This window comes from Nocardioides allogilvus (assembly GCF_003047285.1).
In the GTDB taxonomy this organism is placed as follows: domain Bacteria; phylum Actinomycetota; class Actinomycetes; order Propionibacteriales; family Nocardioidaceae; genus Nocardioides; species Nocardioides allogilvus.
Map to the genome: position 1 here is coordinate 85,601 of NZ_PZYX01000007.1, position 24,933 is coordinate 110,533.

The window sequence follows — 24,933 nt, forward strand, 5'->3', positions numbered from 1 at the left end:
CTCAGGCCGTCAGCGCGGCGGTCGCGACCTCGGCGAGCACCCGCGCGCCGATGCCGGTCGCGCGCTCGTCGATGCGCAGGTTGCCCTGGTGGAGGTCGTACGTCGGGCCGCCGGGCGTGCGGGTTCCGAGCCGGGCCATCGAGCCGGGGATCCGGTCGAGGTACCACCCGAAGTCCTCGCCGCCCAGGCTCTGCGTGGTGGAGACATGTCCGTGGTCGCCGAGCACTCGCTCGACCGCGCCGGCCAGGACCGCCGTCGCGTCGGCGTCGTTGACCACCGGCGGCACCCCGCGCTGGTAGGTGACCTCCGCGGACACGCCGTACGGCGCCACGATCTGTCCGACGAGGGTGCGCACGATGTGCTCGGCGTCGGCCCAGGCGACCGCGTCGAGCATCCGCACGGTGCCGGCGAGGGTGCCCCGGCCGGGGATCACGTTGGCTGCGGCACCGGCCTGGACCATGCCCCACACGAGGCTGACGCCGGCGCGCGGGTCGAGGCGACGGCTCAGGATCGCGGGCAGCTCGGTGATCAGCTTGCCGAGGGCGAAGGTGAGGTCCTCGGTGAGGTGGGGGCGGCTGGTGTGCCCGCCCTTGCCGCCGAGGCGGACGAACAGCGAGTCCGCGGCGCCGGTCAACGGCCCCTCGCGCAGGCCCAGCCGGCCGACGTCGAGGCTGGGGTCGCAGTGCAGCCCGAAGACCTGGTGCACGTCGTCGAGGGCGCCGGCCTGGATGAGGTGCAGCGCTCCCCCGGGCATGATCTCCTCGGCCGGCTGGAAGAGCAGCCGCACGCGACCGTGCAGCAGCCCGCTGGCCTGCACCTGGTCGAGCGCCAGCGCGGCACCCACCAGGCCGGCGGTGTGCACGTCGTGGCCGCACGCGTGCGCGACGCCGGGGACCGTGCTGACCCAGGGGTCCTTGACGAGGTCCTCGACCGGCAGCGCGTCGAGGTCGGCACGCAGCGCGACCAGCCGCTCGCCGGTCCCGAGCTCGCCGATCAGGCCGCCGCCCGGGATCGGGTGGAGCTGCCAGTCGGTGTCGGCGAGCGCCTCGATGACCTTCTGCGTCGTGCGTGACTCAGTCCACGCCAGCTCGGGGTGGGCGTGCAGGTCGCGGCGGAAGTCGATGAGCTGGTCGGCGTACTTCTCGACGACAGCAGCGATCAGCGTGGTCGGCGAGTCGCCTGCGGTGGTGTCGGACATGATCAGTCCAGCGTAGTTGAGTCGTAGGCAGCGAGGATCTTGTCGGCGGCCATCGGCGCGGTCAGCTCGCCTGCCAGCACCTCGGCGCGTACGGCGTCGCGGACCGCCGCGACGCCCGGCGAGCGCCGCAGTCGCTGCTCGAGCTCGTCACGCACCAGCGCCCAGGTGAAGTCGAGCTGCTGGCCGGCGCGCTTGCGGGCCAGGCCCTCGGCTCCGAGGTGCTCGCGGTGGGCCTCGATGCGGGCCCAGACCTCGTCGACGCCGACGTCGTTGAGCGCCGAGCAGGTCACGACCGGGGGCGCCCACTCGCCGTGCCCGCGCACGAGGCGCAGCGCGCCGGCCAGCTCGCGGGCGGCGCCGCGGGCCTCCTGCTCGCGATCGCCGTCAGCCTTGTTGACGGTGATCACGTCGGCGATCTCGAGGATGCCCTTCTTGATGCCCTGCAGCTGGTCCCCGGTGCGGGCCAGCGTGAGGAAGAGGAAGGTGTCGACCATGCCGGCAACGGTGACCTCGGACTGGCCGACGCCGACGGTCTCGACGAGCACGACGTCATAGCCGGCCGCCTCGAGGACGTGCATCGCCTGCGTGGTCGCGCGGGCGACGCCGCCGAGCGTGCCCGCGGACGGGGACGGCCGGATGAAGGCGGCGGGATCGACCGACAGGCGGGCCATCCGCGTCTTGTCACCGAGCACCGAGCCTCCGGTGCGCACCGACGACGGGTCGACCGCGAGCACCCCGACGCGATGGCCGGCAGCGGTCAGCTGCGAGCCGAGGGCCTCGATGAAGGTGGACTTCCCGACGCCCGGGACGCCGGAGATGCCGACCCGGATCGCGGTCCCGGTGTCTGGGAGCGAGGACAACAGCTCCCGCGCCAGGACCCGGTGCGCGGGCTTGGACGACTCGACGAGCGTGATCGCCCGCGAGACTGCGGCCCGGCGCCCGGCGCGGATGCCCTCGAGGAGGCTGGGGACGTCAGGCGTCACGAAGTCGCGCCAGCAGGTCGAGCGCCGAGTCGGCGATCACCGTGCCCGGCAGGAACACCGCAGCGGCACCCATGTCCTTCAGCGTCTGCACGTCGTCCGGCGGGATGACGCCGCCGATGACCACCATGATGTCCTCGCGGCCCTGGTCGGCCAGTGCCTGCTTGAGGGCAGGCAGCAGCGTGAGGTGGCCGGCCGCCAGCGAGGAGACCCCGACGATGTGCACGTCGGCGTCGATCGCCTGCTGGGCGACCTCCTCGGGCGTGGAGAACAGCGGGCCCACGTCGACGTCGAAGCCGAGGTCGGCGAAGGCGGTGACGACGACCTTCTGACCGCGGTCGTGGCCGTCCTGGCCCATCTTGGCAACGAGGATGCGTGGGCGGCGCCCCTCCTCGGCCTCGAACTCGTCGGTGGCAGCCAGCACCTGGGCGACCTTGCCGCCGGCGGCGCCGTCGGTCGACAGGTTGGCTTCGTCGCGGTACACGCCGCTGATCGTACGGATCACGGCCTGGTGGCGGCCGTAGACCTTCTCGAGCGCGTCGGAGATCTCACCGACGGTCGCCTTCGCGCGGGCCGCGTCGACCGCGAGCGCGAGCAGGTTGCCCTCGAGCGAGCCGCCTCCGACCGCGCCGGCCTCGGCCGACCTGGTGAGGGCGTCCAGCGTGCGGCGTACGTCGTCGTCGTTGCGCTCGGCGCGCAGCCGCTCCAGCTTCGCGATCTGCTGGCGGTAGACGTCGTCGTTGTCGACGCGCAGCACGTCGAGCTTGTCCTCGACGGGCAGGCGGTAGGTGTTGACGCCGATGACCTTCTGCGAGCCGGCGTCGATGCGGGCCTGGGTGCGGGCCGCCGCCTCCTCGATGCGCATCTTGGGGATGCCCTGCTCGATGGCCTTGGCCATGCCGCCGGCGCGCTCGGCCTCGAGGATGTGCGCCCACGCACGCTCGGCGAGGTCGTGGGTGAGCCGCTCGACGTAGTAGGAGCCGGCCCACGGGTCGATGATCTCCGTGGTCCGCGACTCCTGCTGCAGAAGCAGCTGGGTGTTGCGCGCGATCCGGGCCGAGAAGTCGGTCGGCAGCGCGATCGCCTCGTCGAGGGCGTTGGTGTGCAGCGACTGGGTGTGGCCCTGGGTCGCGGCCATCGCCTCGATGCAGGTGCGCCCGACGTTGTTGAAGACGTCCTGCGCGGTCAGCGACCAGCCGGAGGTCTGCGAGTGGGTGCGCAGCGACAGCGACTTGGGGTTCTTCGGGTCGAAGTCGCTGACCAGTCGCGCCCACAGCGCGCGAGCCGCACGCATCTTCGCGATCTCCATGTAGAAGTTCATGCCGATCGCCCAGAAGAAGCTCAGGCGCGGCGCGAACTGGTCGATCGTCATGCCGGTGCCCAGGCCGGCGCGGATGTACTCCACACCGTCGGCCAGCGTGTAGGCGAGCTCCAGGTCGGCCGTGGCTCCGGCCTCCTGGATGTGGTAGCCGGAGATCGAGATCGAGTTGAAGCGCGGCATCTTCTGCGAGGTGAAGGCGAAGATGTCGCTGATGATCCGCATGCTCGGCGCGGGCGGGTAGATGTAGGTGTTGCGGACCATGAACTCCTTGAGGATGTCGTTCTGGATCGTCCCCGCGAGCTGCTCCGGCTTCACCCCCTGCTCCTCGGCGGCCGCGATGTAGAGCGCGAGCACCGGCAGCACGGCGCCGTTCATGGTCATCGACACCGACATCTCGTCGAGCGGGATGCCGTCGAAGAGGGTGCGGGTGTCGTAGATCGAGTCGATCGCGACACCGGCCATGCCGACGTCGCCACGCACCCGCGGGTGGTCGGAGTCGTAGCCGCGGTGGGTCGCGAGGTCGAAGGCGACGCTCAGGCCCTTCTGGCCGGCCGCGAGGTTGCGCCGGTAGAACGCGTTGGACTCCTCGGCGGTCGAGAACCCGGCGTACTGCCGGATCGTCCACGGCTGCGTGGTGTACATCGTCGGGTAGGGCCCGCGCAGGAACGGCGCGAGACCGGGCCACGTGTCGAGGGCGTCGAGGCCCTCGAGGTGCTCGGGGCCGTAGGTCGGGAGGATGTCGATGCCCTCGGGCGATGCCCACGGCTCGCCCCCGGAGGCGGCCGCCGCTGTCGTGGATCCGCCCGCCAGTGGCAGGTCGGCGAAGTTATTCGGAATGCTCATGCCAGCGCCTCTCGCGTCCGAGCGAGGAACGCCAACGCGTCCACGCCCATCGCACAACTGTCGTCCACACCATCGATCTGCTTGCCCGCGATGATCACGTGCTGGGCGCCCGCGTCGCGCAGCGCCGTGACGAGGGCGGTGCCCCAGTCGGCGTACGCCGCATCCGGACCGGCCAGACAGACAACACCGGAGGCGACGCCGCTCGACTTGTACGCCGCCAGCGCCGACTCGACCCCGTCGGTCGGCCCGGCCGCCTCGACGGCGACCCCACCGGCGGCGAACAGGTTGGTGGCGAACGTCGCGCGAGCGGTGTGCGCGGCGACGGTGCCCATGGTCGCGAGGAACACCGGCGCGGCGGCGGGCTCGTCGCGCAGCGCCTCGAAGGCGTGGCCGTAGCGGCGCACGCCCTCCCCGACGGGGGATGCCGGGCGTTCCGGCAGCGTCTCGCCGAGGTTGGGGAACTCGCTCACGCCGGTCAGCGGACGCTTGCGCTGTGCGACCTGCTCGTCGCGCACGGCAGCCACCTCGGCGATGCGGGCGACGAGCCCGTCGTCGGCGGCCAGTCCCCCGGCGGCCTCGATCTTCTGGAGCTCGGCCCAGCCGGCGGCGGCCAGGTCGTCGGTCAACTTCTCGACGGCGTAGGAGCCACCGGCGGGGTCGGCGACCCGGGCGACGTGCGACTCGGAGATCAGCAGCGAGGAGGTGTTGCGGGCGATCCGGCGACCGAGCGCGTCGGGGAGGCCGAGCGGCTCGTCGAAGGGGATCACCGTGACGGCCTCGGCGCCACCGGCTCCGGCGGCGAACGCAGCGACCGTGCCGCGGAGCATGTTGACCCAGGGGTCGTACTTGCTCATCTGCGGGCGGGAGGTGACGGCGTGCTGGCGCATCGTGGGATCGGCGACGTCGCTGAGCTCGAGGACCCGCGCCCAGAGCCGGCGCGCGGCGCGCAGCTTGGCGATCGAGGGGAACTGCTCGTCGGTGACGGCGAGGCGGAACTCGATGACGGCCGCGGCCTCGTCGGCGCTGAAGCCGGCATCGGTCAGGGCACGCAGCGCGGTGACGGCGGCCGCGATGGCGACGCCGAGCTCCTGGGCGTCACTGGCGCCCTGCTCGTGCACGGCCAGGCCGGAGGCGACGACGCCGAGCACGCCGTGCTCGCGAGCGAGGGTCGCGATCTCGACCAGGTCGTCAGCGAGCGGGTCGGCGCCGAGGTTGGTGCCGGGGTGCAGGTCGACACCGGTGTCGTCGGCGAGCGCGACCAGCGCCTGCGCGGCGGCGAGCGAGGAGCCGGACAGGATCACCGGGGCGAGGTCGAGCAGCACCCCCTGCAGGGCGCGGGGCAGGTCGTCGACGCCGAGACCGGCACCGAGCTCGACCCACAGCGACGTGGCGCCGTTGTCGAGGTCGACCAGCATGGCCTCGTTGGCCAGCGCCGCGTCGGGGCCGCTGATGTGGGCTCGGATGTCCCAGTCGCTCGCGCGGGTGGGGCGACCGGAGGTCGTGAGGCCCTCGAGATCGGCAGCCGAGCCGATGGGCGCGACCTCGATGCCGTCGAGCGTGGTCCGCGTGAGCTTCGCCCACACCGCCGAGTCCGGGTCGTCGTCGGACAGCTTGCGACTCTTGCGCAGGACGGCGGCCGTGGCCGCCTCCCAGGCTGCCGCGTCGTGGTCGTCGGCGGGCGTGGCCAGTCGGAGCGAACCCTGAGCGGGCTCCAGCTCCTCGGGCTCGTTGAGGCCACCCTCGGCATTGGCGGGGACGTCGGTCATGGTGGGCAGGATAGGCCCGACGCACCCGACCGCGCTGCGGGTGGACCTATGGCATACCTCTCACAGGGAGCTCAGCAGGGGCGGACCGCGGTGATGTCCGTCCGGTTGTGGTCGTGGTCCATCGCGAACGTGCCGGGTTTCCCGACGTGCACGTTGGCGTGGAACTGGTTGAACGCGTGCTGCAGCGACGGCCTGTCGCAGACGTTCGGCCCCACCTCCACGAGCGTGCCGCCGACGTTGACGTAGTGGTGGTGCGCGGGGACGTTGCCGGCGGGCTGGGCGGCGGACAGGGCTGCGACTCCCACGAGGGAGGCTGCGGCGAGCCCCGCGAAGGCGAGGCGGATCAGGTTGCGCATGGGGGTTCCTCCGTCAGGGCGGGTTGAGACCCGAGAACCACCACTCAGCATCCCCGCCGCGATCACTCGCGTCATCACCCAGACTGGCGATCACGGGCGCGATGTTCATCCAGTCTCCACCCGGTTGGTGCGGCGGGTTCGCCTGACGGCGGGACCCTGCCGCCATGGAGACGCGCCGGATCGCCCTGGTCACCGAGAAGTTCTATCCCGCCGTCGACGGCACGACGACCACGCTCAAGCAGGTCGCCGACCACCTCATCGACGCGGGACACGAGGTGCTGATCGTCGCGCCCGGGCCGGGCCTGGGCACCTACCGTCGCAGCCAGGTCGCCCGGATCCGGCCGCTCGACAAGCCGGGTCGCCAGGTGCGCGAGGCGCTCGAGCGGTTCCAGCCCGACCTGGTGCACGTCACCTCGCCGGCCACGATCGGCCGCAAGGCCCTGAAGCACGCGCGTCGCCTCGCCGTACCCACCCTCGTCGTGCAGCACTCGGTGCCGTTGCTGGCTCCCCGGGCGGACCGCGTCGTCGCGACCTCCGCGTTCCTCGCCGATCGGCTGCGCGAGCTCGACGTGGACGCCCCGGTCTGGGAGCCGGGCGTCGACACCCGCGCCTTCAACCCCGACCTGCGCGACCAGTGGCTGCACGACAAGTGGTCGCGTGCCCGCTCCCGCGAGGGCCGCCAGGTCGTGGTCGGCTACGCAGGCAGTCTCCACAAGCGTCACGGCGTACGCCGCCTCGCGGAGCTCGCAGGTCTCGCGGGCGTCCGCCTCGTCGTGATCGGCGACGGCCCGCAACGGGTCTGGCTCGAGCGCCACCTGCCCCACGCGAAGTTCACCGGTGCGCTGACGACCGGCGACCTCGCCGCGGCCCTCGCCTCGCTCGACCTGCTCGTCCACACCGGTGAGGAGGAGTCGTGCTGCCACGCCCTGCGCGAGGCCGCCGCGACCGGGCTCCCCGTCGTCGCCCCGCGGGCGGGCGGAGCACCGGGCGTCGTGCGCACGCTGGAGACGGGCCTGCTCTACGACCCGGCCTCCCCGACGGGGCTGCGTCGCGCCGTCGAGGCCGTGGCGGGTGATCGGCACCGCGCGCTCATGGGGGCGCGCGGTCGCGAGCTGAGCACGCGGTCGTGGGCCGACGCCTGCGCCGAGCTCGTCGCCGAGCACCACGCGCCGCTGCTCGGCACGCGCGAGCTCGTCGCTCAGGCGTCGGTGCGCCCCTCGTAGTCCTTGCTCCGCAGCCCGATCTTGTTGCCGAGCCACACGAGCGGGTCGTACTTGCGGTCGGCGACGCGCTCCTTCATGGGGATGATCGCGTTGTCGGTGATCTTGATGCCCTCCGGGCAGACCTCGGTGCAGCACTTGGTGATGTTGCACATCGACAACCCCGCGGCGCCCTGGGCGAGCTCACGCCGGTCGTGGGTGTCGAGCGGGTGCATGTCGAGCTCGGCATAGCGCAGGAAGAACCGCGGCCCGGCGAAGGCCGGCTTGTTGTCCTCGTGGTCGCGCACGACGTGGCAGGTGTTCTGGCACAGGAAGCACTCGATGCACTTGCGGAACTCCTGCCCGCGCTCGACGTCGATCTGCGCCATCCGGCGCTTGCCGTCGGCGTCGCGCGGCGGCGGTGCGAACGCCGGCAGCTCCTTGGCCTTCTCGTAGTTGTAGGACACGTCGGTGACCAGGTCGCGAATCACCGGGAAGCTGCGCATCGGGGTGACCGTGATGACCTCGTCCTCCTCGAAGTCCGAGAGCCGGCACATGCACATCAGCCGCGGCTTGCCGTTGACCTCCGCGCTGCAGGAGCCGCACTTCCCGGCCTTGCAGTTCCAGCGCACCGCGAGGTCGCCGGCCTGCGTGCCCTGGACGCGGTGGATCGCGTCGAGCACGACCTCGCCCTCGGAGACCTCGACGGGATAGTCCTTGATCTCGCCGCCGTCCTTGTCCCCACGCCAGATCCGCAGCTTGAGCAGGTAGTTGGTCATGCGAAGTACCCCTTCAGCTCGTCGGGCATCTCGGGCAACGGCTTCTCGTGCAGGTCGACCCCGTCGCCGGTGCTGTTGAGGTTGACCACGAGGTTCTTGGTCCCCCACTCGGGATTCGGGCCGGGGAAGTCGTCGCGGGTGTGACCGCCGCGGGACTCCTCGCGCGCGAGCGCCGCCTTCGCGATGCACTCGCTGACGATCAGCATGTTGCGCAGGTCGAGCGCGAGGTGCCAGCCCGGGTTGTACTGCCGGTGCCCCTCGACGACCATCGTCCGCGCCCGCTCCTTGAAGGCCTCGATCTCGCTCAGCGACTCCTCGAGCTCGGTGGCGGTGCGGATGATGCCGACCAGGTCGTTCATCGACTGCTGCAGGTCCGACTGGATCGTGTACGGGTTCTCCCCGCCCTCGACCTCGAACGGCGCCAGCGCGCTGGCCTGCGCCGCCTTGACGTCTGCCTCGTCGACCCGGGGCCGCTGCTCGCCCAGCGAGTCGGCGTAGGCCGTCGCGGCCTCGCCCGCCCGCTTGCCGAAGACCAGCAGGTCGCCGAGCGAGTTGCCGCCGAGCCGGTTGGAGCCGTGCATGCCGCCCGAGCACTCGCCCACGGCGTACAGGCCCGTCACCGCGCTCTCCTGGGTGTCGGCGTCGACCTCGACGCCGCCCATGACGTAGTGGCAGGTGGGCCCGATCTCCATCGGCTCCGCGGTGATGTCGACGTCGGCCAGCTCCTTGAACTGGTGGTACATCGACGGCAGCCGCTTGCGGATGAACTCGGGTGTACGGCGCGAGGCGATGTCGAGGTAGATGCCGCCGTGGGGCGTGCCGCGCCCGGCCTTGATCTCGGAGTTGATGGCCCGCGCCACCTCGTCGCGCGGCAGCAGCTCAGGGGGCCGGCGGTTGTTCTTCTTGTCGTCGTACCAGCGGTCGGCCTCCTCGACCGTGTCGGCCGTCTCCGCTTTGAAGAACTCCGGGATGTAGTCGAACATGAAGCGCTCGCCCTCGGAGTTCTTCAGGATGCCGCCGTCGCCGCGCACCGACTCCGTGACCAGCAGCCCCTTCACCGAGGGCGGCCAGACCATGCCCGTCGGGTGGAACTGGACGAACTCCATGTTGATCAGGCTCGCGCCGGCCCGCATCGCCAGCGCGTGGCCGTCGCCGGTGTACTCCCAGGAGTTGGAGGTGACCTTGAACGACTTGCCGATCCCGCCGGTGGCGAGGATGACGCTGGGGGCGTCGAAGACGATGAAGCGGCCGGACTCGCGCCAGTAGGCGAAGGCGCCTGCGACCTTGTCGCCGTCCTTGAACAGGTCGGTGACCGTGCACTCCATGAACACGTCGATGCCGAGCGCCACCGCCCGCTGCTGCAGCGTGCGGATCATCTCCAGGCCGGTCCGGTCGCCGACGTGGGCGAGACGGGCGTACTTGTGCCCGCCGAAGTCGCGCTGGGAGATCAGCCCGTCGTCGGTGCGGTCGAACAGCGCGCCCCAGTCCTCGAGCTCCTGGACCCGCTCGGGCGCCTCCTGGGCGTGCAACTGCGCCATCCGCCAGTTGTTGAGCATCTTCCCGCCGCGCATGGTGTCGCGGAAGTGGACCTCCCAGTTGTCCTCCGGCCAGCGGTTGCCCATCGCCGCGGCGATGCCGCCCTCGGCCATCACCGTGTGGGCCTTGCCGAGGAGCGACTTGCACACGATCGCGGTGCGCGCGCCCGAGTCGTGGGCGGCGATGGCCGCACGCAGCCCCGCCCCGCCGGCTCCGATCACGACGACGTCGTAGGTGTGCCGCTCCATGCCGCCCTCGGCGGACCCGGACATCTCGTTGCCGGTCATGGGGTGTCGGGTCGTCTCAGCCATGTCAGAAGAACCTCGGGTCGTCGAAGGTGCCCATCGCCAGCAACCAGATGTAGAGGTCGACCAGGGCGACGGAGAACAGGGAGTACCACGCGTACTTCGCGTGGTGGACGTTCAGCTTCGAGACCCAGGTCCACAGCTTGTAGCGCACCGGGTGCTTGGAGAAGTGCCGGAGCCGTCCACCCACGGTGTGCCGGCACGAGTGGCACGAGAGCGTGTAGAGCCAGATGAGGACGACGTTGATCAACATCAGGAGCGTGCCCAGCCCCATGTGGCCCCACTCGTGCTCGGCATTGCGGAACGCCAGCACGACGTCGAAGCTCAAGATCAGGGCGACCAGCACAGCGGCGTACCAGAACCAGCGGTGCAGGTTCTGCAGGATCAGCGGGAAGCGCGACTCACCGGAGTAGGCCTGGTGCGGCTCCGCGACGGCGCACGCGGGCGGCGAGAGCCAGAAGGCGCGGTAGTAGGCCTTGCGGTAGTAGTAGCAGGTCATCCGGAAGCCCAGCGGGAAGATCAAGATGATCAGCGCCGCGGAGAACGGGAAGCCCTTGAACGGCTGCCCGAAGTCCGAGGCGCCCTCGACGCAGTCGCCCAGGCAGGGCGAGTAGAACGGCGAGAGGTAGGGCGAGGAGTAGTAGTCGCGACCCATGAAGGCGCGGATCGTCGCGTAGACGACGAAGGCCGAGAACACCACGAACGTCAGCAGCGGCGCGACCCACCACCGATCCGTTCGCAGGGTGCGCGCCTCGATGCTGGCCCGCGTGGGTCCTGTCACTCCGGTATCGGTGGATGCCACAGCTGCTACTCCTCCGTGGTGGACAACGGCTCCGACTATGACGGCTGTCACACGTCAGGGGAAGGGGGCGCGCCACACGGACCGGCCGGTAACCGGACATATGTCACACGGCCCGCGCCTTTTGCACGGTCCCGAGCGCGGTACGGTGCTGCTCGTGTCAACCACGTCTCTGGTCAAAGGGGCGCGTGCATCGCGCTCGACCATCGCGCTCAAGCTCCTGATGGCGATTTCCGGCCTCATCTTCATCGGCTTCGTGCTGATGCACATGTACGGAAATCTCAAGGCCTTCGCCGGCCATGATGCCTTCAACGAGTACGCCCACCACCTGCGCACCTTCGGTGAGCCAATGCTGCCCCACGAGGGGTTGCTCTGGATCATCCGAGTGACGCTGCTCGGTGCACTCATCGTGCACGTGTATGCCGCCGTCGCGCTGTGGCGTCGTGCCCAGCGCGCGCGCACCACGCCGTACGCCGTGAAGAAGCACACCGGGGCGACGTTCGCGAGCCGGCTGATGCGCTGGGGCGGCGTCACGCTGCTGCTGTTCATCATCTGGCACCTCCTCAACTTCACCATCGGGAAGGTCAACGTCTCCGGCGGCCCGACCAACGACCCCTACAACCTCCTGGTCGACACGTTCGACACGTGGTGGCTGACGGTGATCTACCTCGTCGCGATGGCCGCGCTCGGCGCGCACCTGCACCACGGTGTCTGGAGTGCCGCGCAGACGCTCGGCCTGACGGGCAACGCCAAGGCCCGCGCCACCTGGAAGAAGATCGCGTTCGTGACTGCGCTGATCATCTCGGTCGGCTTCTCGCTGGTGCCGATCTTCGTCCTCGCCGGCGTCATCTCGAAGTAAGGGATCTCAATGAACTACGAAATGCCGGACACCACCACGACGGCCGATCCCTCCCAGGACACCCCGGCCGAGATGACCGACGACGCCGCGGGCTACTACAGCCCCGGTGAGCCGATCGTCGACGCCAAGGCACCGACGGGCCCGATCGCGGACCGCTGGCAGGACCGCAAGTTCGAGGCCCGGCTGGTCAACCCGTCCAACCGCCGCAAGCTCAACATCATCATCGTCGGCACCGGCCTGGCCGGTGCCTCCGCGGCGGCCACGCTCGGCGAGGCCGGCTACAACGTGAAGTCCTTCTGCTACCAGGACTCGCCGCGTCGCGCCCACTCGATCGCCGCCCAGGGCGGCATCAACGCGGCGAAGAACTACAAGGAGGACGGCGACTCCGTCCACCGCCTCTTCTACGACACCGTCAAGGGTGGCGACTACCGCTCGCGCGAGTCGAACGTCTACCGCCTGGCCGAGGTCAGCACCAACATCATCGACCAGTGCGTCGCCCAGGGCGTCCCGTTCGCCCGGGAGTACGGCGGCCTGCTGGACAACCGCTCGTTCGGCGGCGTCCAGGTGTCGCGGACGTTCTACGCCCGTGGCCAGACCGGCCAGCAGCTGCTGATCGGCGCCTACCAGGCGCTCGAGCGCCAGGTCGCCGCCGGCACCGTCGAGACCTTCACCCGGCACGAGATGCTCGAGCTGATCGTCGTCGACGACAAGGCCCGCGGCATCATCGCGCGCGACATGGTCACCGGCGCGATCGAGACCCATCTGGCCGACGTCGTCGTCCTCGCCAGCGGTGGCTACGGCAACGTCTTCTACCTCTCGACCAACGCAATGGGCTGCAACGTCACCGCCGCGTGGCGTGCGCACCGCAAGGGCGCCTACTTCGCCAACCCCTGCTACACGCAGATCCACCCGACCTGCATCCCGGTCTCGGGCTCGCACCAGTCCAAGCTGACGCTGATGAGCGAGTCGCTTCGCAACGACGGCCGGATCTGGGTGCCGAAGAACGCGGCCGACTGCGAGAAGGACCCGCGCGACATCCCCGAGGAGGACCGCGACTACTACCTCGAGCGGATCTACCCCTCCTTCGGCAACCTGGTCCCCCGCGACATCGCGTCGCGTGCGGCCAAGTACGTCTGCGACGAGGGCCGCGGTGTCGGCCCGAAGGTCGACGGCGTCGCCCGCGGTGTCTACCTCGACTTCGCAGCCGCCATCGAGCGCCTCGGCAAGGACGGCATCGAGGAGAAGTACGACAACCTCCTCGACATGTACGAGCGGATCACGGGTGAGAACCCCTACGAGGTGCCGATGCGCATCTACCCCGCCGTGCACTACGTCATGGGCGGCGTCTGGGTCGACTACGACCTGATGTCGACCATCCCGGGCCTGTTCGTGACCGGTGAGGCCAACTTCTCCGACCACGGCGCCAACCGCCTCGGCGCCTCGGCGCTGATGCAGGGCCTGGCCGACGGCTACTTCGTGCTGCCGCACACCATCCGCGACTACCTCGCGGACGGCCCGTTCGAGAAGGTCGACGAGTCGCACCCGGCCGTCGTCGAGGCGCGCACGTCGGTCGAGGAGCGGATCAACCACTTCCTCAACGTCAACGGCACCCGCAGCGTCGACTCCTACCACCGCGAGCTCGGCAACATCATGTGGGAGTACTGCGGCATGGAGCGGACCGAGGACGGCCTGAAGAAGGCCATCGACCTCATCCGCACGCTCAAGGACGACTTCTGGCGCAACGTCAAGGTGCTCGGCACCAACGAGTCGCTCAACCAGTCGCTCGAGAAGGCCGGCCGGGTCGCCGACTTCATCGAGCTCGGCGAGCTGATGTGCATCGACGCCCTCAACCGCCGCGAGTCCTGCGGTGGCCACTTCCGTGGCGAGTCGCAGACCGAGGACGGCGAGGCCCTGCGCCACGACGACCTGTTCGCGTACGTCGCAGCATGGGAGTTCGCCGGTGACGGTGAGCCGCCAGTCCTGCACAAGGAAGAACTCACCTACACAGCCATCGAGATGAAGCAGCGGAGCTACAAGTGAGCAGCAACAGCAACATGAGCCTGACGCTCAAGATCTGGCGTCAGCCCGATGCCGTCTCGGCCGGCGCGATGCACACCTACCAGGTCACCGACGTGTCCCCGGACATGTCGTTCCTGGAGATGCTCGACGTGCTCAACGAGGACCTCAACGCCAAGGGCGAGGACCCGATCGCGTTCGACTCCGACTGTCGCGAGGGCATCTGCGGCATGTGTGGCCTGATGATCAACGGTGACGCGCACGGTCCCGAGGTCACCACCACCTGCCAGCTGCACATGCGCTCCTTCACCGACGGCGAGACCATCACCATCGAGCCGTGGCGTGCCACCGCCTTCCCGGTGATCAAGGACCTCGTCGTCGACCGCAGCTCGTTCGACCGGATCATCCAGCAGGGTGGCTACATCTCGGTCAACACGGGTTCGGCTCCCGAGGCCCACTCCGTGCCGGTCCCCCGCGACGACGCCATGCGCGCCTTCAGCGTGGCCACCTGCATCGGTTGCGGCGCCTGCGTCGCGGCCTGCCCCAACGGCTCCGCGTCGCTGTTCATGGGTGCCAAGATCACCCACCTCGGCGAGCTCCCGCAGGGCCAGCCCGAGCGCGACTCCCGCGTCGTCAACATGGTCGCCCAGCACGACCACGAGGGCTTCGGTGGCTGCACCAACATCGGTGAGTGCACCGCCGCCTGCCCCAAGGAGATCCCGCTCGACGTGATCTCGCAGCTCAACAAGGACCTGCGCACCGCGCTCAAGCACGGTTTCTGAGCTCCAACGTCGAGACAGCGGTATCCCACAGCCACCTGGTGGCTGGTGGATACCGCTGTTTCGTTGTCCTGCCCGCTCAGTCGCGCGAGCGCAGCACCTTCGCACCCCAGGCGGCGAACACGCCCCCGAGGACCAGGTTGACCACGATCAGCACGGTGTGGGCGATCCAGTAGCCGGCCGGGCGGTCCTCGCCGGCGGCGTGGGCGGCGTACAGGTTCTTGGTGAACATGCCCCAGGTGAGGAAGTTCCACGCGGCGAGGCCGAGGAGGAACAGGCCGTGCTTGCGCTGCATCTGCATGTCAGTGCTTCTTTCGTCGGAGTACGGCGACCAGCGCGAGCATCACGCCCGCGCCTGCGGCAAAGGAGCCCTTGGCCAGCCCTGCGGCAGGAGCAGGCTGTGCGGCCACGCGCGCGGCCGCAGGGAGGTCGATGGGCGGGCCCTGGACGACACCGTCGGCGGCCTGCACCGAGGCCCGCGCAGCGCGGGCGTCCGCTGACGTGTGCGCCCACGCGGCGGCGTACATCACGACCCGCGAGAAGTAGTTGATCCACACGACGAGGACGAGCGCGATCCCGAACGCCTGCACGGCCGGCTGCTCCTTGGTCGCCTGGAGCAGGAACGTCGAGAGCTGCTTGAGCAGCTCGAAGGCGATCGCCCCGAGCAGCGCACCCGACCACAGGGACCCGTTGGGGACGTTGGGCCGCGCGAGCACCTTGAAGAAGGCGAAGAACAGCAGGGTGCTCGCGGCCAGCCCGAGCGCGAGGGCCAGCAGCCACAGCAGCGGCTCGGCACCGGCGCCGAGGCCGAGGAAGTCGAGGATGGGTTCGGCGAACTTGGTGACGACACCGGACACGGCGACGCTGAGCACCAGCACCGAACCCAGGGTCAGCAGGCCGAGCACGTCGCGGACCTTGCCGAGGACGAAGTTGGGGCGCTCGCGCTCCGGCTCCTCGAAGACCGCGATCAGCGCCGTACGCATGCCCGAGAGCCACCCGAGGCCGGAGTAGAGCGCGAGCACGAGACCGATGCTCAAGATGCCCGGCGCGTTGTCCTGGAAGGTCGAGAGCTGCAGACCGTCCTTGCCGCCCACGATCCCCGGCAGCACCTGCCCGAGCGCCTCGATCAGGTCGTCGTCGGCCTTCTCGTAGGCCTTGGACACGAAGCCGATCACGGCGAACGCGACCGCGAGGATCGGGAAGAACGACAGGAACGCGAAGTAGGTGACGGCGGCCGCGAGCGCACTGCCGTTGACGTCGCCGTAGTGCTCGACGGTGCGGACGACGTGGTCGATGAGGGGGCGCCGCTCGCGGATGACGGCGAGGCGCTGCTTCGTGGTGTCGATGAACGACATGGGGACTCCCGAGATCAGGCGGTGGTGGCGAGCAGCGCGAACTCGCGGGTGGGCTGCCAGCCGGCGCCGTCGTCGTGGACGTAGAGGGCGAAGTGGTCGGCCGCGAACTCGCACTCGAAGTCGGCCAGCTCGGCGAACGCGCGGTCGAGCTGGGCGTCGGCGAGGTGGTGGGCGACGGTCACGTGCGGGTGGTAGGGGAAGGCCAGCTCGACGGCCAGCGGTCCGCGGCGTACGGCGAGCGCGAGCTGCTCGCACTGGGAGATCCCCTCGACCACGGAGACGAAGACGACCGGCGACACGGGGCGGAAGGTGCCGGTGCCGCGCAGGTGGATCCGGAAGGCGTCCACGGAGCCCGCAACGGCCGCCAGGTGGGCCTCGACGCCCGGCAGGTCGTCCGCGGAGACCTCCACCGGAGGGATCAACGTGATGTGCGTGGGGATCTGGGTGGCCGTGAGGTCGCCGACGGAGGTCCGGTAGTCCTGGAGCTCCGTGGCCCAGGGCTCCGGAATCGCAACGGCAACTCCGATGGTCGGCACGCCGAGACCCTACCGAACTGGGTCGCGGTGTCCGGCAGGCGGTTTGTAGGATCCCTGTTCGTGAGCGACTCCTATCAGGCAGCCCTGGCGCGCAGCGCCGCGATCGAGAAGCGACTGGAGGAGAATCCCGCGAGCTTGCGGATGCTGACGGGTGACCGCCCGACCGGCTCCCTGCACATCGGCCACTACTTCGGATCCATCCGCAACCGCGTCAAGCTCCAGCAGAGCGGCGCCGAGATCTGGCAGCTGATCGCCGACTACCAGGTCATCACCGACCGCGAGATGCTCGGCGACATCCGGGGCAGCGTGCACAGCCTCACGCTCGACAACATCGCCGCCGGCCTCGATCCCGAGCGCGCCACGATCTTCACGCACTCGGCCGTCCCGGCGCTCAACCAGCTGATGCTGCCCTTCCTGAGCCTGGTGAGCGTGGCCGAGCTGCAGCGCAACCCCACGGTCAAGGACGAGGCCAAGACCGCCGGCATCACCAGCATCGGCGGGCTGCTGCTCACCTACCCCGTCCACCAGGCCGCCGACATCCTCTTCTGCAAGGCCAACGTCGTGCCGGTCGGTCGCGACCAGCTGCCCCACCTCGAGCAGACCCGCGTCGTGGCCCGCCGCTTCAACGAGCGCTACGGCGCCACCTTCCCCGAGCCCGACGCCCTGCTGTCGGAGGCGACCCTGATCCTCGGCCTCGACGGCACCAAGATGAGCAAGTCCAAGGGCAACGTCATCGAGCTTCGGATGACCGCCGACGAGACGGCCAAGAAGCTCAAGGGCGCCAAGACCGACAGTGACCGCGTCATCACCTACGAGCCGGAGACCCGGCCCGAGGTCGCCAACCTGCTCCTGCTCATCTCCCTGTGCGAGGGCGTCGAGCCGGAGCTGGTCGCCGACGAGATCGGCGACGGCGGCGGTGGTGCCCTGAAGAAGCGGCTCACCGACGCGATCAACACCGAGCTCGCGCCGTTGCGCGCCCGCCGGCAGGAGCTCGAGGGCGACTCGTCGTACGTCGCCGACATCCTGCGTGCCGGCAACGCGCGCGCCAACGAGGTGGCAGAGGCGACCCTCGCGGAGGTCCGCGAGCGGATGGGCATGGTCTACACCTGAGCGGTCCGGACAAACTTACGCTTGCGTAGAAATTTGTTCATCAGTATGGCGCTGTGCGTTAACTCGTGAGTAACATCACCCGTGGTCGGGAGGACCGACATCGGGGGATGTTGCTTGGGAGGGCACACAAGAATGAAGCGCGCACGCACACTGGTTGCGTCCATCACCACACTCATGGCGTCCGCCGTCGTGGTCGTCTCCGCACCGACGGTGGCCAACGCCGTCGTCGAGGAGCCGCCGCGTCCGGCGTTCTACGAGGCGCCTGCCACGCTGCCGGCGACCAACGGCGCGGTGATCCGCACGGAGCCCATGAGCTTCCTGCTCGACCCCGCCGACGCCACCAGCCTGGTCACCAATGCCAAGCGGGTGCTCTACAAGACCACCAACCGCGCCGGCAAGGCGATCGCCGTGTCCGGCGTCGTCCTCGTCCCCAAGGCCAGCTGGATCGGCTTCGGCTCGCGCCCGGTGATCGGCTACGCCGCCGGCACCCAGGGCATGGGTGACAAGTGCGCCCCGTCTCGCCAGTACAGCGAGGGCCTCGAGTACGAAGCGGCCGGCATCCAGGCCCTGCTCAACCGGGGCTACGCCGTGGCCGTGACCGACTACGAGGGTCTCGGCACCGCCGGCATCCACACCTACATGGACCGCGTCTCGCAGGGCCGGGCCGTCCTCGACGTCGTCCGGGCCGCCCAGCGGATCTCGGGCACCGGACTCTCCTCAACCAGCCCCGTCGGCATCGAGGGCTATTCGCAAGGTGGCGGCGCGGCCGCCGCTGCCGTCGAGCTGGCGTCGACGTACGCCCCTGAGCTCCGCGTCAAGGGCGCGGCGGTCGGCGCCGTCCCCGCCGACCTCAAGTCGGTCGCCGAGCACCTCGACGGCGGCCTCTACTCGGCCTTCGCCTTCTTCGCGCTGCGCGGTCTCTCCGCCAGCTACGGCGTCGACCTGCTGCCCTACCTCAACGCCGAGGGCGTCAAGACGATGCAGACCGTCGAGCAGGACTGCGTCTTCGACCTGTTCGGCCACTCGTTCGTGAAGTCGGAGACGCTCAGTCACAACGGCAAGGGCATGTCCGACCTGATCGGGCTGCCGCAGTTCGCCCGCATGATCGAGGACCAGCGGATCGGCACCATCAAGCCCACGGTGCCCGTGCTCGTCAGCCACTCGAGGCTCGACGACGTCATCCCCTTCGCCAACGGCAGGAACATGGCCGCGTCGTGGTGCGACCAGGGCGCCAACGTCCGGTTCTCGGCCAACATCCTGCCGACGCACATCGGCGGCTACCTGCCGTTCGGCACGGAGGCCGCGATGTTCTTCGAGGGCCGCTTCGCGGGCCTGCCGCAGTGGAGCAACTGCTGGACCCTGTGACCCAGCGCTGACCCAGCACTGACCGAGCAGCGCCGAGGGCGTGGTCCGGACCGTTCACGCGGTCCAGGCCACGCCCTCGATCAGCTGGTCCGCCCATGGGTTGACGCCGGCCAGCTCACGGCGACGGGCGATCAGCTCCACCAGGTCGTGCGTACGCCGATCGCGCAGTGCACGACGGCGGTCGAGCTCGGCTTCGGGGATCTCGGAGGACGAGTACTCGTTCATGGCCCCAGCGTGCGCGACGCGTGCGAACGACCGATGGACGCAGCGTTACGCCTTCGTAAGTTCGGACGCCGGCACGGTTGCGATCCGGTGACGCCGGTGCACGGCGACCGAGAGCACCAGCACGACGAAGCCGCCGATGCTCAGCGCGACACCGACGAGCGCCGGCGCGCGGTAGCCCCAGCCGGCGGCGATGACGAGCCCGCCCAGCCAGGCGCCGAGGGCGTTGGCGACGTTGAGCGAGGCGTGGTTCATCGCGGCGCCCAGCGTCTGGGCCTCGCCCGCGACGTCCATCAGCCGCAGCTGGAGGTTGACCACGAGCACCGACCCGAGCGCCGTGATCGCGAAGACCACGGGCAGCGCCAGCCAGCCGCCGGGAGCGGTCAGCCAGAAGAGCATCAGCGTGGCCCCCATGCCGGCAGCACCGATCAGCAGCGACCGGAAGATCGACCAGTCGGCCATCACCCCCGCCAGCCACGTGCCGCCGACCATGCCGAGGCCGAACGACAGCAGGAAGACCGGCACGGCCGACTCCCCCAGCCCGCCGACCTCGGTGACGGTCGGGGCGATGTAGGTGTAGACCGCGAACATGCCGCCGAAGCCGATGGCGCCGGCCAGCAGGGTCAGCCAGACCTGCGGCAGCCGGAACGCCGCGAGCTCGCGGCGCCCGCTGGCCTCACCGTCGCCGGGACAGCTGGGCACGAACGCCAGCACCAGCGCCAGCGTGATGACGCCGAGCGCGGTGACGACCCAGAAGGCGATGCGCCAACCGAGGTTCTGTCCCAACCACGTCGCCGCTGGTACGCCGAGGACGTTGGCCACGCTCAGTCCGAGCATGACCGCCGCGACGGCACGGCCCTTGCGGGCCGGGCTCGCCATGCTGGCCGCCAGCAGTGACGCGACACCGAAGTAGGCACCGTGGGGCAGGCCGGCGGCGAAGCGGGCGACCATCAGGGCGCCGTACGACGTGGCGAGGGCGCTGGCGGCGTTTCCCAGCGCGAAGGCGACCATCAGCGCGACCAGCAGGGCGCGCCGCGGCAGCCGGGCGCCCAGGAAGGCCAGCACGGGAGCACCGACGACGACACCGAGGGCATAGGCCGAGATGACGTGACCGCCGGTGGGGATCGAGACGTCGACGCCCCGGGCGATCTGCGGCAGCAGCCCCATCGTCACGAACTCGGTGGTGCCGATCGCGAAGCCGCCCATGGCCAGCGCCAGGATCGCGAGCCCGAAGTGGCGGGCGCGGACCACCGGGGTGTGGTCGATCTCTGGGGCCTCGGGAGTCGTCGTCATCTGCACTCATTCTCCAAGGCGCGGAGCCGACCACCAATTCCCGAGCCGCAGACGCGTGCTGCCGCCCACGGTGACCGTGCGCGCCGCGGGCGGACCCGCGGCGCGCACTCGGATCACAGCGAGGCGAGGGCCTCGTTGAAGGTGGTGCTGGGACGCATGACCGCGTCGGCGAGCTTGTCGTCGGGCTCGTAGTAGCCACCGATGTCCGCGGGCGAGCCCTGGACGCTGACCAGCTCCTCGACGATCTTCGCCTCGTTCTCGCGCAGCGTGCCGGCAAGAGCGGCGAAGGCCGCCGCCAGCTCGGCGTCGTCGGTCTGCTGGGCGAGCTCCTCGGCCCAGTAGAGGCCGAGGTAGAAGTGCGAGCCGCGGTTGTCGATGGTGCCGAGCTTGCGACCGGGCGAGCGGTCCTCGTTGAGGAACGTCTCGGTCGCGCGGTCCAGGGTGTCGCTGAGGATCTTGGCCCGCGCGTTGTCGTCGTAGGCCGCGAGGTGCTCGAGCGAGGCCGCCAGGGCGAAGAACTCGCCGAGGCTGTCCCACCGCAGGTAGTTCTCCTTGACGAGCTGCTGGACGTGCTTGGGGGCCGAGCCGCCGGCGCCGGTCTCGAACAGGCCGCCGCCGTTCATCAGCGGCACGATCGAGAGCATCTTGGCGCTGGTGCCCAGCTCGAGGATCGGGAACAGGTCGGTGTTGTAGTCGCGCAGCACGTTGCCGGTCACCGAGATGGTGTCCTCGCCGCGACGGATCCGCTCGATCGAGGTCGCGCACGCGGCGGCCGGGGCGGCGATGGTGATGTCCAGCCCGGAGGTGTCGTGCTGCGGGAGGTAGGCGTTGACCTTCTGGATCAGGTTGGCGTCGTGGGCGCGGGTCTCGTCCAGCCAGAAGATGGCCGGCGAGCCGGTGGCCCGGGCGCGCGTCACGGCGAGCTTGACCCAGTCCTGGATCGAGGCGTCCTTGGTCTGGCAGGCGCGCCAGATGTCACCGGTCTCGACGTCGTGGCTGATCAGCTCGTCGCCGTTGGACGCCACGATCGCGATCGTGCCGTCGGCGGTCACCTCGAACGTCTTGTCGTGCGAGCCGTACTCCTCGGCCGCCTTCGCCATCAGGCCGACGTTGGAGACCGAGCCCATGGTCGAGGGGTCGAAGGCGCCGTGGGCGCGGCAGTCGTCGATCACGGTCTGGAAGACGCCGGCGTAGGACGAGTCCGGGATCACCGCGAGGGTGTCGGCCTCCTGGCCGTCCGGTCCCCACATGTGGCCGCTGGTGCGGATCATCGCGGGCATGCTCGCGTCGACGATGACGTCGGAGGGCACGTGCAGGTTGGTGATGCCCTTGTCGGAGTCGACCATGGCCAGCGTGGGGCCGTCGGCCAGCTCGGCCTCGAAGGACGCCTTGATCGCGTCAGCCTGGTCCAGCGTGCCGATGCCGCCGAGGATGCCGCCCAGCCCGTCGTTGGGGCTGAGGCCGGCACCGGCCAGCGCGTCGCCGTACGCCGCGAAGGTCTTGGGGAAGAAGGCGCGCACGACGTGGCCGAAGATGATCGGGTCGGAGACCTTCATCATCGTGGCCTTGAGGTGCACCGAGAAGAGGACGTCGTCGGCCTTGGCGCGCTCGATCGACGCCTTGAGGAACTCGTTGAGCGCGTCGACGCGCATCACGGTGGCGTCGATGACCTCACCGGCGAGCACTGCGAGCTCGTCCTTGAGCACGGTCACGGTGCCGTCCTTGGCGGTGTGCTCGATGCGCAGGGTGTCGTCGGCAGCCATCACGACGGACTTCTCGTTGTGGCGGAAGTCGTCGGAGTCCATGGTCGCGACGTTGGTGCGCGAGTCGGCGCTCCAGGCACCCATCGAGTGCGGGTGCGACTTGGCGTAGTTCTTGACCGCGCCGGGCGCACGACGATCGGAGTTGCCCTCGCGCAGGACCGGGTTGACCGCGGAGCCCTTCACCTTGTCGTACTTCGCGCGCGTCGCCTTGTCCTCGTCGGACTGCGGGTTCTCGGGGTAGTCCGGGAGGTCGTAGCCCTTGTCCTGCAGCTCCTTGATCGCGGCCTTGAGCTGCGGGATGGAGGCGGACACGTTGGGCAGCTTGATGATGTTGGCCTCGGGCTTGGTGGCCAGCTCACCCAGCTCGGCGAGCGCGTCGGGGAGGCGCTGGTCCTCGGTCAGCCGCTCGGGGAACTGGCTGATGATCCGCGCTGCGACCGAGATGTCGCGGGTCTCGACCTCGACGCCCGCGGTCCGGGCGTAGGCCGCGACGATCGGCAGGAACGAGTACGTCGCCAGCATGGGTGCTTCATCGGTGTGGGTGTAGATGATCTTGGCCATGGGTACGGGGCGCTCCTTGGGACGAGGCGTGAAAACTAACTTGACGTCAAGATACCTGACGCCGCGTGCGCCTAGCCTCGCACCCGGAGTCCTCCGCTCGCTAGAGTGCCCGTGGTCCACGGGGGTGGGCGCTCGACCTCTCAGGAAGGCAGGCGTTGATGACAGACGCAAGCAGCATTGACGACACACCCACCACTGGCCAGAAGTTCGCCGCCGAGGTCCTGGGCACCTTCGTGCTCGTGTTCTTCGGCGTCGGCGCCGCCCTGATGAGCGGCGGGGACTACATCACCACGGGCCTCACCTTCGGCCTGACCGTCGTGGTGATGGCCTACGCCGTCGGCCGCATCTCCGGAGGACACTTCAACCCCGCCGTCACGCTCGGCGCCGTCCTCGGCGGTCGCCTGCCGTGGAGCTCCGTACCGGTCTACGTCGGCGCCCAGCTCGTCGGCGGCCTGATCGCCGGCGCCCTGCTGTTCGGCCTGATGCACGGCTTCGAGGGCTACACCTCCGAGGGCAACATCGGCGCCAACGCGTTCGGCGACCAGAGCGCCAGCAACTACGCCATGTGGGCGGCCTTCGCGCTCGAGGCACTGCTCACGATGGTCTTCCTGTACGTCATCCTCGCCGTCACCGACGAGCGCAACGAGCTCCAGGCCCTGATGGGCCCGCTCGCCATCGGCCTCGCGCTCTCGATGATCCACTTCGCCTCCATGGGCGCCACGGGCACGTCGGTCAACCCGGCCCGCTCCATCGGCGTCGGCGTCTTCGGCGGCACCGACGCGATCATCCAGCTGTGGCTTTTCATCCTGGCGCCGCTCGTCGGCGCGGCCATCGCCGGCCTGACCTACCCGCTCGTCTTCGGCCACGGCAGCGAGCCGGTCTCCGGCTCCGGCCTCAGCTTCGGTGGCGGTCGTGGCCAGCAGGCGACCTACGCTCCCCCGGCCGGCTACGAGCAGCAGTGGAACCAGGGCCAGCCCCCGCAGCAGTGGCAGGCGCCCGCTGCGCCCCCGCAGCAGCAGGGCTGGGGCCAGCAGACGCCGGCCCAGCAGTGGGCCCAGCCGCCGGCCCAGCCGCCGACACAGGCCGCTCCCCCGGCCCAGACCGCTCCCCAGCACTGGGGCCAGCCCGCCGGGCAGCCCCCGGCCCAGGAGTGGGGCCAGCCGATCGAGGACGATGGCGAGGACGGCCGCACCCAGGTGCGTCGACCCGACTGATCAGCTGTCGGCCGAGAAGGACACCAGCGCGAGCGTGCTGGTGTCCGACTCGGTCCGCACCAGGCCGACACCGCGCACGTAGTGGCGCACGGCCTCGACGGTGGCATCGAGTGCCGTCGTCTCGCGGATCTCGATCGCGTCGGTCCACGAGCCGTACGGCGTCGACACGCTGGCCGCCACGTCGAGCACCCACGACCGGTCCTCGGCCACGCCAGCGGCGTACTGCTGGACGAATCCGTCGCCGACCCGCGGCCTGGCCGGCATGACCAGGCCCGCCTGCGCGCCGCCGATGCCCGCCTGCCAGGTGTCGGTCCCACCGCTGGCGGCACCGAAGGACCACACGTTGCCGGCGCGGTCCTGGGCGTAGTAGCGCGTCGAGGTCTCCTCGCCACGGCGACGCCGGACGCTGGTCGTCACGGCGGTCGTGGTGACGCCGGCGATGCGCCGTCTCTCGTCGGCGACCCGCACGACGACGTCGGGACCGCGGTCGGCCTCGTAGGTCCACTCGCTCCCGGCCGACAGCGGCAGGAACGGGTTGTCGATCCCGCGCACGAAGTCGGCGGGCTCGGGGGTCGCGGTCGGGATCTCCAGGCCGTCCACGCCAGCCGGGTCGATCGAGCGCGGCTCACCTGCGCCGCAGCCGGCCGCGGCCAGCAGACCCGGGGCGATCAGGGCGATGACCGCGATCCGGACGAAGCGACGGGCGGCGGGGGCGAGGCTCGGCATGGGAGGAGAATGCCAGCCAGCCCTCCCGGGCCGGACAACGAGCGGCGCTGCT

Annotated in this window: 22 protein-coding genes; 7 read left to right on the forward strand and 15 right to left on the reverse strand. The window is 70.1% G+C overall.

What is annotated here, in order from left to right; translation table 11 throughout:
• Position 1: 1 nt before the first annotated feature.
• The 5 genes from C9J87_RS12190 to C9J87_RS12210 form a co-directional block, all read right to left on the reverse strand.
• Positions 2 to 1,198, reverse strand: a complete 1,197-nt coding sequence (locus C9J87_RS12190) for an amidohydrolase (protein WP_010833904.1) — start codon at positions 1,196 to 1,198, stop codon at positions 2 to 4.
• A 2-nt stretch (positions 1,199 to 1,200) separates the two neighbouring features.
• The gene (gene meaB / locus C9J87_RS12195; RefSeq protein WP_010833905.1) at positions 1,201 to 2,181 is read right to left on the reverse strand and encodes a methylmalonyl Co-A mutase-associated GTPase MeaB; all 981 of its coding nucleotides are present in this window, start codon (positions 2,179 to 2,181) and stop codon (positions 1,201 to 1,203) included.
• Positions 2,171 to 4,342, reverse strand: a complete 2,172-nt coding sequence (gene scpA / locus C9J87_RS12200) for a methylmalonyl-CoA mutase (RefSeq protein WP_107705654.1) — start codon at positions 4,340 to 4,342, stop codon at positions 2,171 to 2,173. The genes meaB and scpA overlap by 11 nt, the downstream gene beginning before the upstream one ends.
• Positions 4,339 to 6,108 (reverse strand): methylmalonyl-CoA mutase family protein, encoded by a 1,770-nt coding sequence (locus C9J87_RS12205; protein WP_010833907.1) that lies wholly within the window; start codon positions 6,106 to 6,108, stop codon positions 4,339 to 4,341. Before C9J87_RS12205 ends, scpA begins: the two co-directional genes overlap by 4 nt.
• 71 nt (positions 6,109 to 6,179) lie before the next feature.
• Positions 6,180 to 6,464: a hypothetical protein gene (locus C9J87_RS12210; RefSeq protein ID WP_010833908.1), complete on the reverse strand. Its 285-nt coding sequence runs from the start codon at positions 6,462 to 6,464 to the stop codon at positions 6,180 to 6,182.
• Positions 6,465 to 6,628: 164 nt separating this feature from the next.
• Here C9J87_RS12210 and C9J87_RS12215 point away from each other — a divergent pair, with 164 nt between their 5' ends.
• Positions 6,629 to 7,687 (forward strand): glycosyltransferase, encoded by a 1,059-nt coding sequence (locus C9J87_RS12215; RefSeq protein ID WP_010833909.1) that lies wholly within the window; start codon positions 6,629 to 6,631, stop codon positions 7,685 to 7,687.
• Here the strand turns inward: C9J87_RS12215 and C9J87_RS12220 are convergent.
• From C9J87_RS12220 to C9J87_RS12230, 3 genes are read right to left on the reverse strand one after another with little or no spacing between them, the layout of a single operon-like run.
• Positions 7,663 to 8,442, reverse strand: coding sequence for a succinate dehydrogenase/fumarate reductase iron-sulfur subunit (locus tag C9J87_RS12220; protein WP_010833910.1), 780 nt, complete (start codon positions 8,440 to 8,442; stop codon positions 7,663 to 7,665). The two genes, C9J87_RS12215 and C9J87_RS12220, sit on opposite strands and share 25 nt — an antisense overlap.
• Positions 8,439 to 10,289: a fumarate reductase/succinate dehydrogenase flavoprotein subunit gene (locus C9J87_RS12225; protein ID WP_232211521.1), complete on the reverse strand. Its 1,851-nt coding sequence runs from the start codon at positions 10,287 to 10,289 to the stop codon at positions 8,439 to 8,441. Before C9J87_RS12225 ends, C9J87_RS12220 begins: the two co-directional genes overlap by 4 nt.
• 1 nt (position 10,290) lies before the next feature.
• Positions 10,291 to 11,085: a hypothetical protein gene (locus C9J87_RS12230; protein WP_107705655.1), complete on the reverse strand. Its 795-nt coding sequence runs from the start codon at positions 11,083 to 11,085 to the stop codon at positions 10,291 to 10,293.
• Positions 11,086 to 11,239: 154 nt separating this feature from the next.
• On the opposite strand from C9J87_RS12230, the gene C9J87_RS12235 reads away from it, so the two are divergent.
• From C9J87_RS12235 to C9J87_RS12245, 3 genes are all read left to right on the forward strand, one after another.
• Positions 11,240 to 11,941 carry a succinate dehydrogenase cytochrome b subunit gene (locus C9J87_RS12235; protein WP_036493269.1) on the forward strand — a complete coding sequence of 234 codons (702 nt, stop codon included), beginning with the start codon at positions 11,240 to 11,242 and terminating at the stop codon, positions 11,939 to 11,941.
• Between the two features lie 72 nt (positions 11,942 to 12,013).
• Positions 12,014 to 13,981, forward strand: coding sequence for a fumarate reductase/succinate dehydrogenase flavoprotein subunit (locus C9J87_RS12240; protein ID WP_198652345.1), 1,968 nt, complete (start codon positions 12,014 to 12,016; stop codon positions 13,979 to 13,981).
• Between the two features lie 14 nt (positions 13,982 to 13,995).
• Positions 13,996 to 14,739: a succinate dehydrogenase/fumarate reductase iron-sulfur subunit gene (locus C9J87_RS12245; protein WP_036493272.1), complete on the forward strand. Its 744-nt coding sequence runs from the start codon at positions 13,996 to 13,998 to the stop codon at positions 14,737 to 14,739.
• Between the two features lie 76 nt (positions 14,740 to 14,815).
• On the opposite strand, the gene C9J87_RS12250 is transcribed toward C9J87_RS12245, so the two are convergent.
• The 3 genes from C9J87_RS12250 to C9J87_RS12260 are packed head-to-tail and all read right to left on the reverse strand — an operon-like array spanning position 14,816 to position 16,627.
• Complete coding sequence (locus C9J87_RS12250) at positions 14,816 to 15,037, reverse strand: SCO4848 family membrane protein (protein ID WP_036491132.1); 222 nt, start codon at positions 15,035 to 15,037, stop codon at positions 14,816 to 14,818.
• A 1-nt stretch (position 15,038) separates the two neighbouring features.
• Complete coding sequence (locus C9J87_RS12255) at positions 15,039 to 16,091, reverse strand: YihY/virulence factor BrkB family protein (protein WP_107705657.1); 1,053 nt, start codon at positions 16,089 to 16,091, stop codon at positions 15,039 to 15,041.
• Between the two features lie 14 nt (positions 16,092 to 16,105).
• Positions 16,106 to 16,627 (reverse strand): 2'-5' RNA ligase family protein, encoded by a 522-nt coding sequence (locus tag C9J87_RS12260; protein WP_010833917.1) that lies wholly within the window; start codon positions 16,625 to 16,627, stop codon positions 16,106 to 16,108.
• A 60-nt stretch (positions 16,628 to 16,687) separates the two neighbouring features.
• Between C9J87_RS12260 and trpS the strand changes: the two genes are divergently transcribed.
• Both trpS and C9J87_RS12270 read left to right on the forward strand, forming a co-directional pair.
• Positions 16,688 to 17,737: a tryptophan--tRNA ligase gene (trpS, locus tag C9J87_RS12265; protein WP_010833918.1), complete on the forward strand. Its 1,050-nt coding sequence runs from the start codon at positions 16,688 to 16,690 to the stop codon at positions 17,735 to 17,737.
• A 174-nt stretch (positions 17,738 to 17,911) separates the two neighbouring features.
• Positions 17,912 to 19,102 (forward strand): lipase family protein, encoded by a 1,191-nt coding sequence (locus tag C9J87_RS12270; protein WP_157953183.1) that lies wholly within the window; start codon positions 17,912 to 17,914, stop codon positions 19,100 to 19,102.
• A 54-nt stretch (positions 19,103 to 19,156) separates the two neighbouring features.
• On the opposite strand, the gene C9J87_RS19670 is transcribed toward C9J87_RS12270, so the two are convergent.
• From C9J87_RS19670 to C9J87_RS12280, 3 genes are all read right to left on the reverse strand, one after another.
• Positions 19,157 to 19,327, reverse strand: a complete 171-nt coding sequence (locus tag C9J87_RS19670) for a hypothetical protein (protein ID WP_156887232.1) — start codon at positions 19,325 to 19,327, stop codon at positions 19,157 to 19,159.
• A gap of 45 nt (positions 19,328 to 19,372) precedes the next feature.
• A complete protein-coding gene (locus C9J87_RS12275; RefSeq protein ID WP_036491139.1) occupies positions 19,373 to 20,617 on the reverse strand; it encodes an MFS transporter in 1,245 nt (414 codons plus the stop codon).
• Between the two features lie 113 nt (positions 20,618 to 20,730).
• Positions 20,731 to 22,941 carry an NADP-dependent isocitrate dehydrogenase gene (locus C9J87_RS12280; RefSeq protein WP_010833921.1) on the reverse strand — a complete coding sequence of 737 codons (2,211 nt, stop codon included), beginning with the start codon at positions 22,939 to 22,941 and terminating at the stop codon, positions 20,731 to 20,733.
• A gap of 158 nt (positions 22,942 to 23,099) precedes the next feature.
• On the opposite strand from C9J87_RS12280, the gene C9J87_RS12285 reads away from it, so the two are divergent.
• Positions 23,100 to 24,155, forward strand: a complete 1,056-nt coding sequence (locus C9J87_RS12285) for an MIP/aquaporin family protein (protein WP_107705659.1) — start codon at positions 23,100 to 23,102, stop codon at positions 24,153 to 24,155.
• Here C9J87_RS12285 and C9J87_RS12290 read toward each other — a convergent pair whose 3' ends face one another.
• Positions 24,156 to 24,881 (reverse strand): hypothetical protein, encoded by a 726-nt coding sequence (locus C9J87_RS12290; protein WP_010833923.1) that lies wholly within the window; start codon positions 24,879 to 24,881, stop codon positions 24,156 to 24,158.
• Between the last annotated feature and the right edge of the window lie 52 nt (positions 24,882 to 24,933).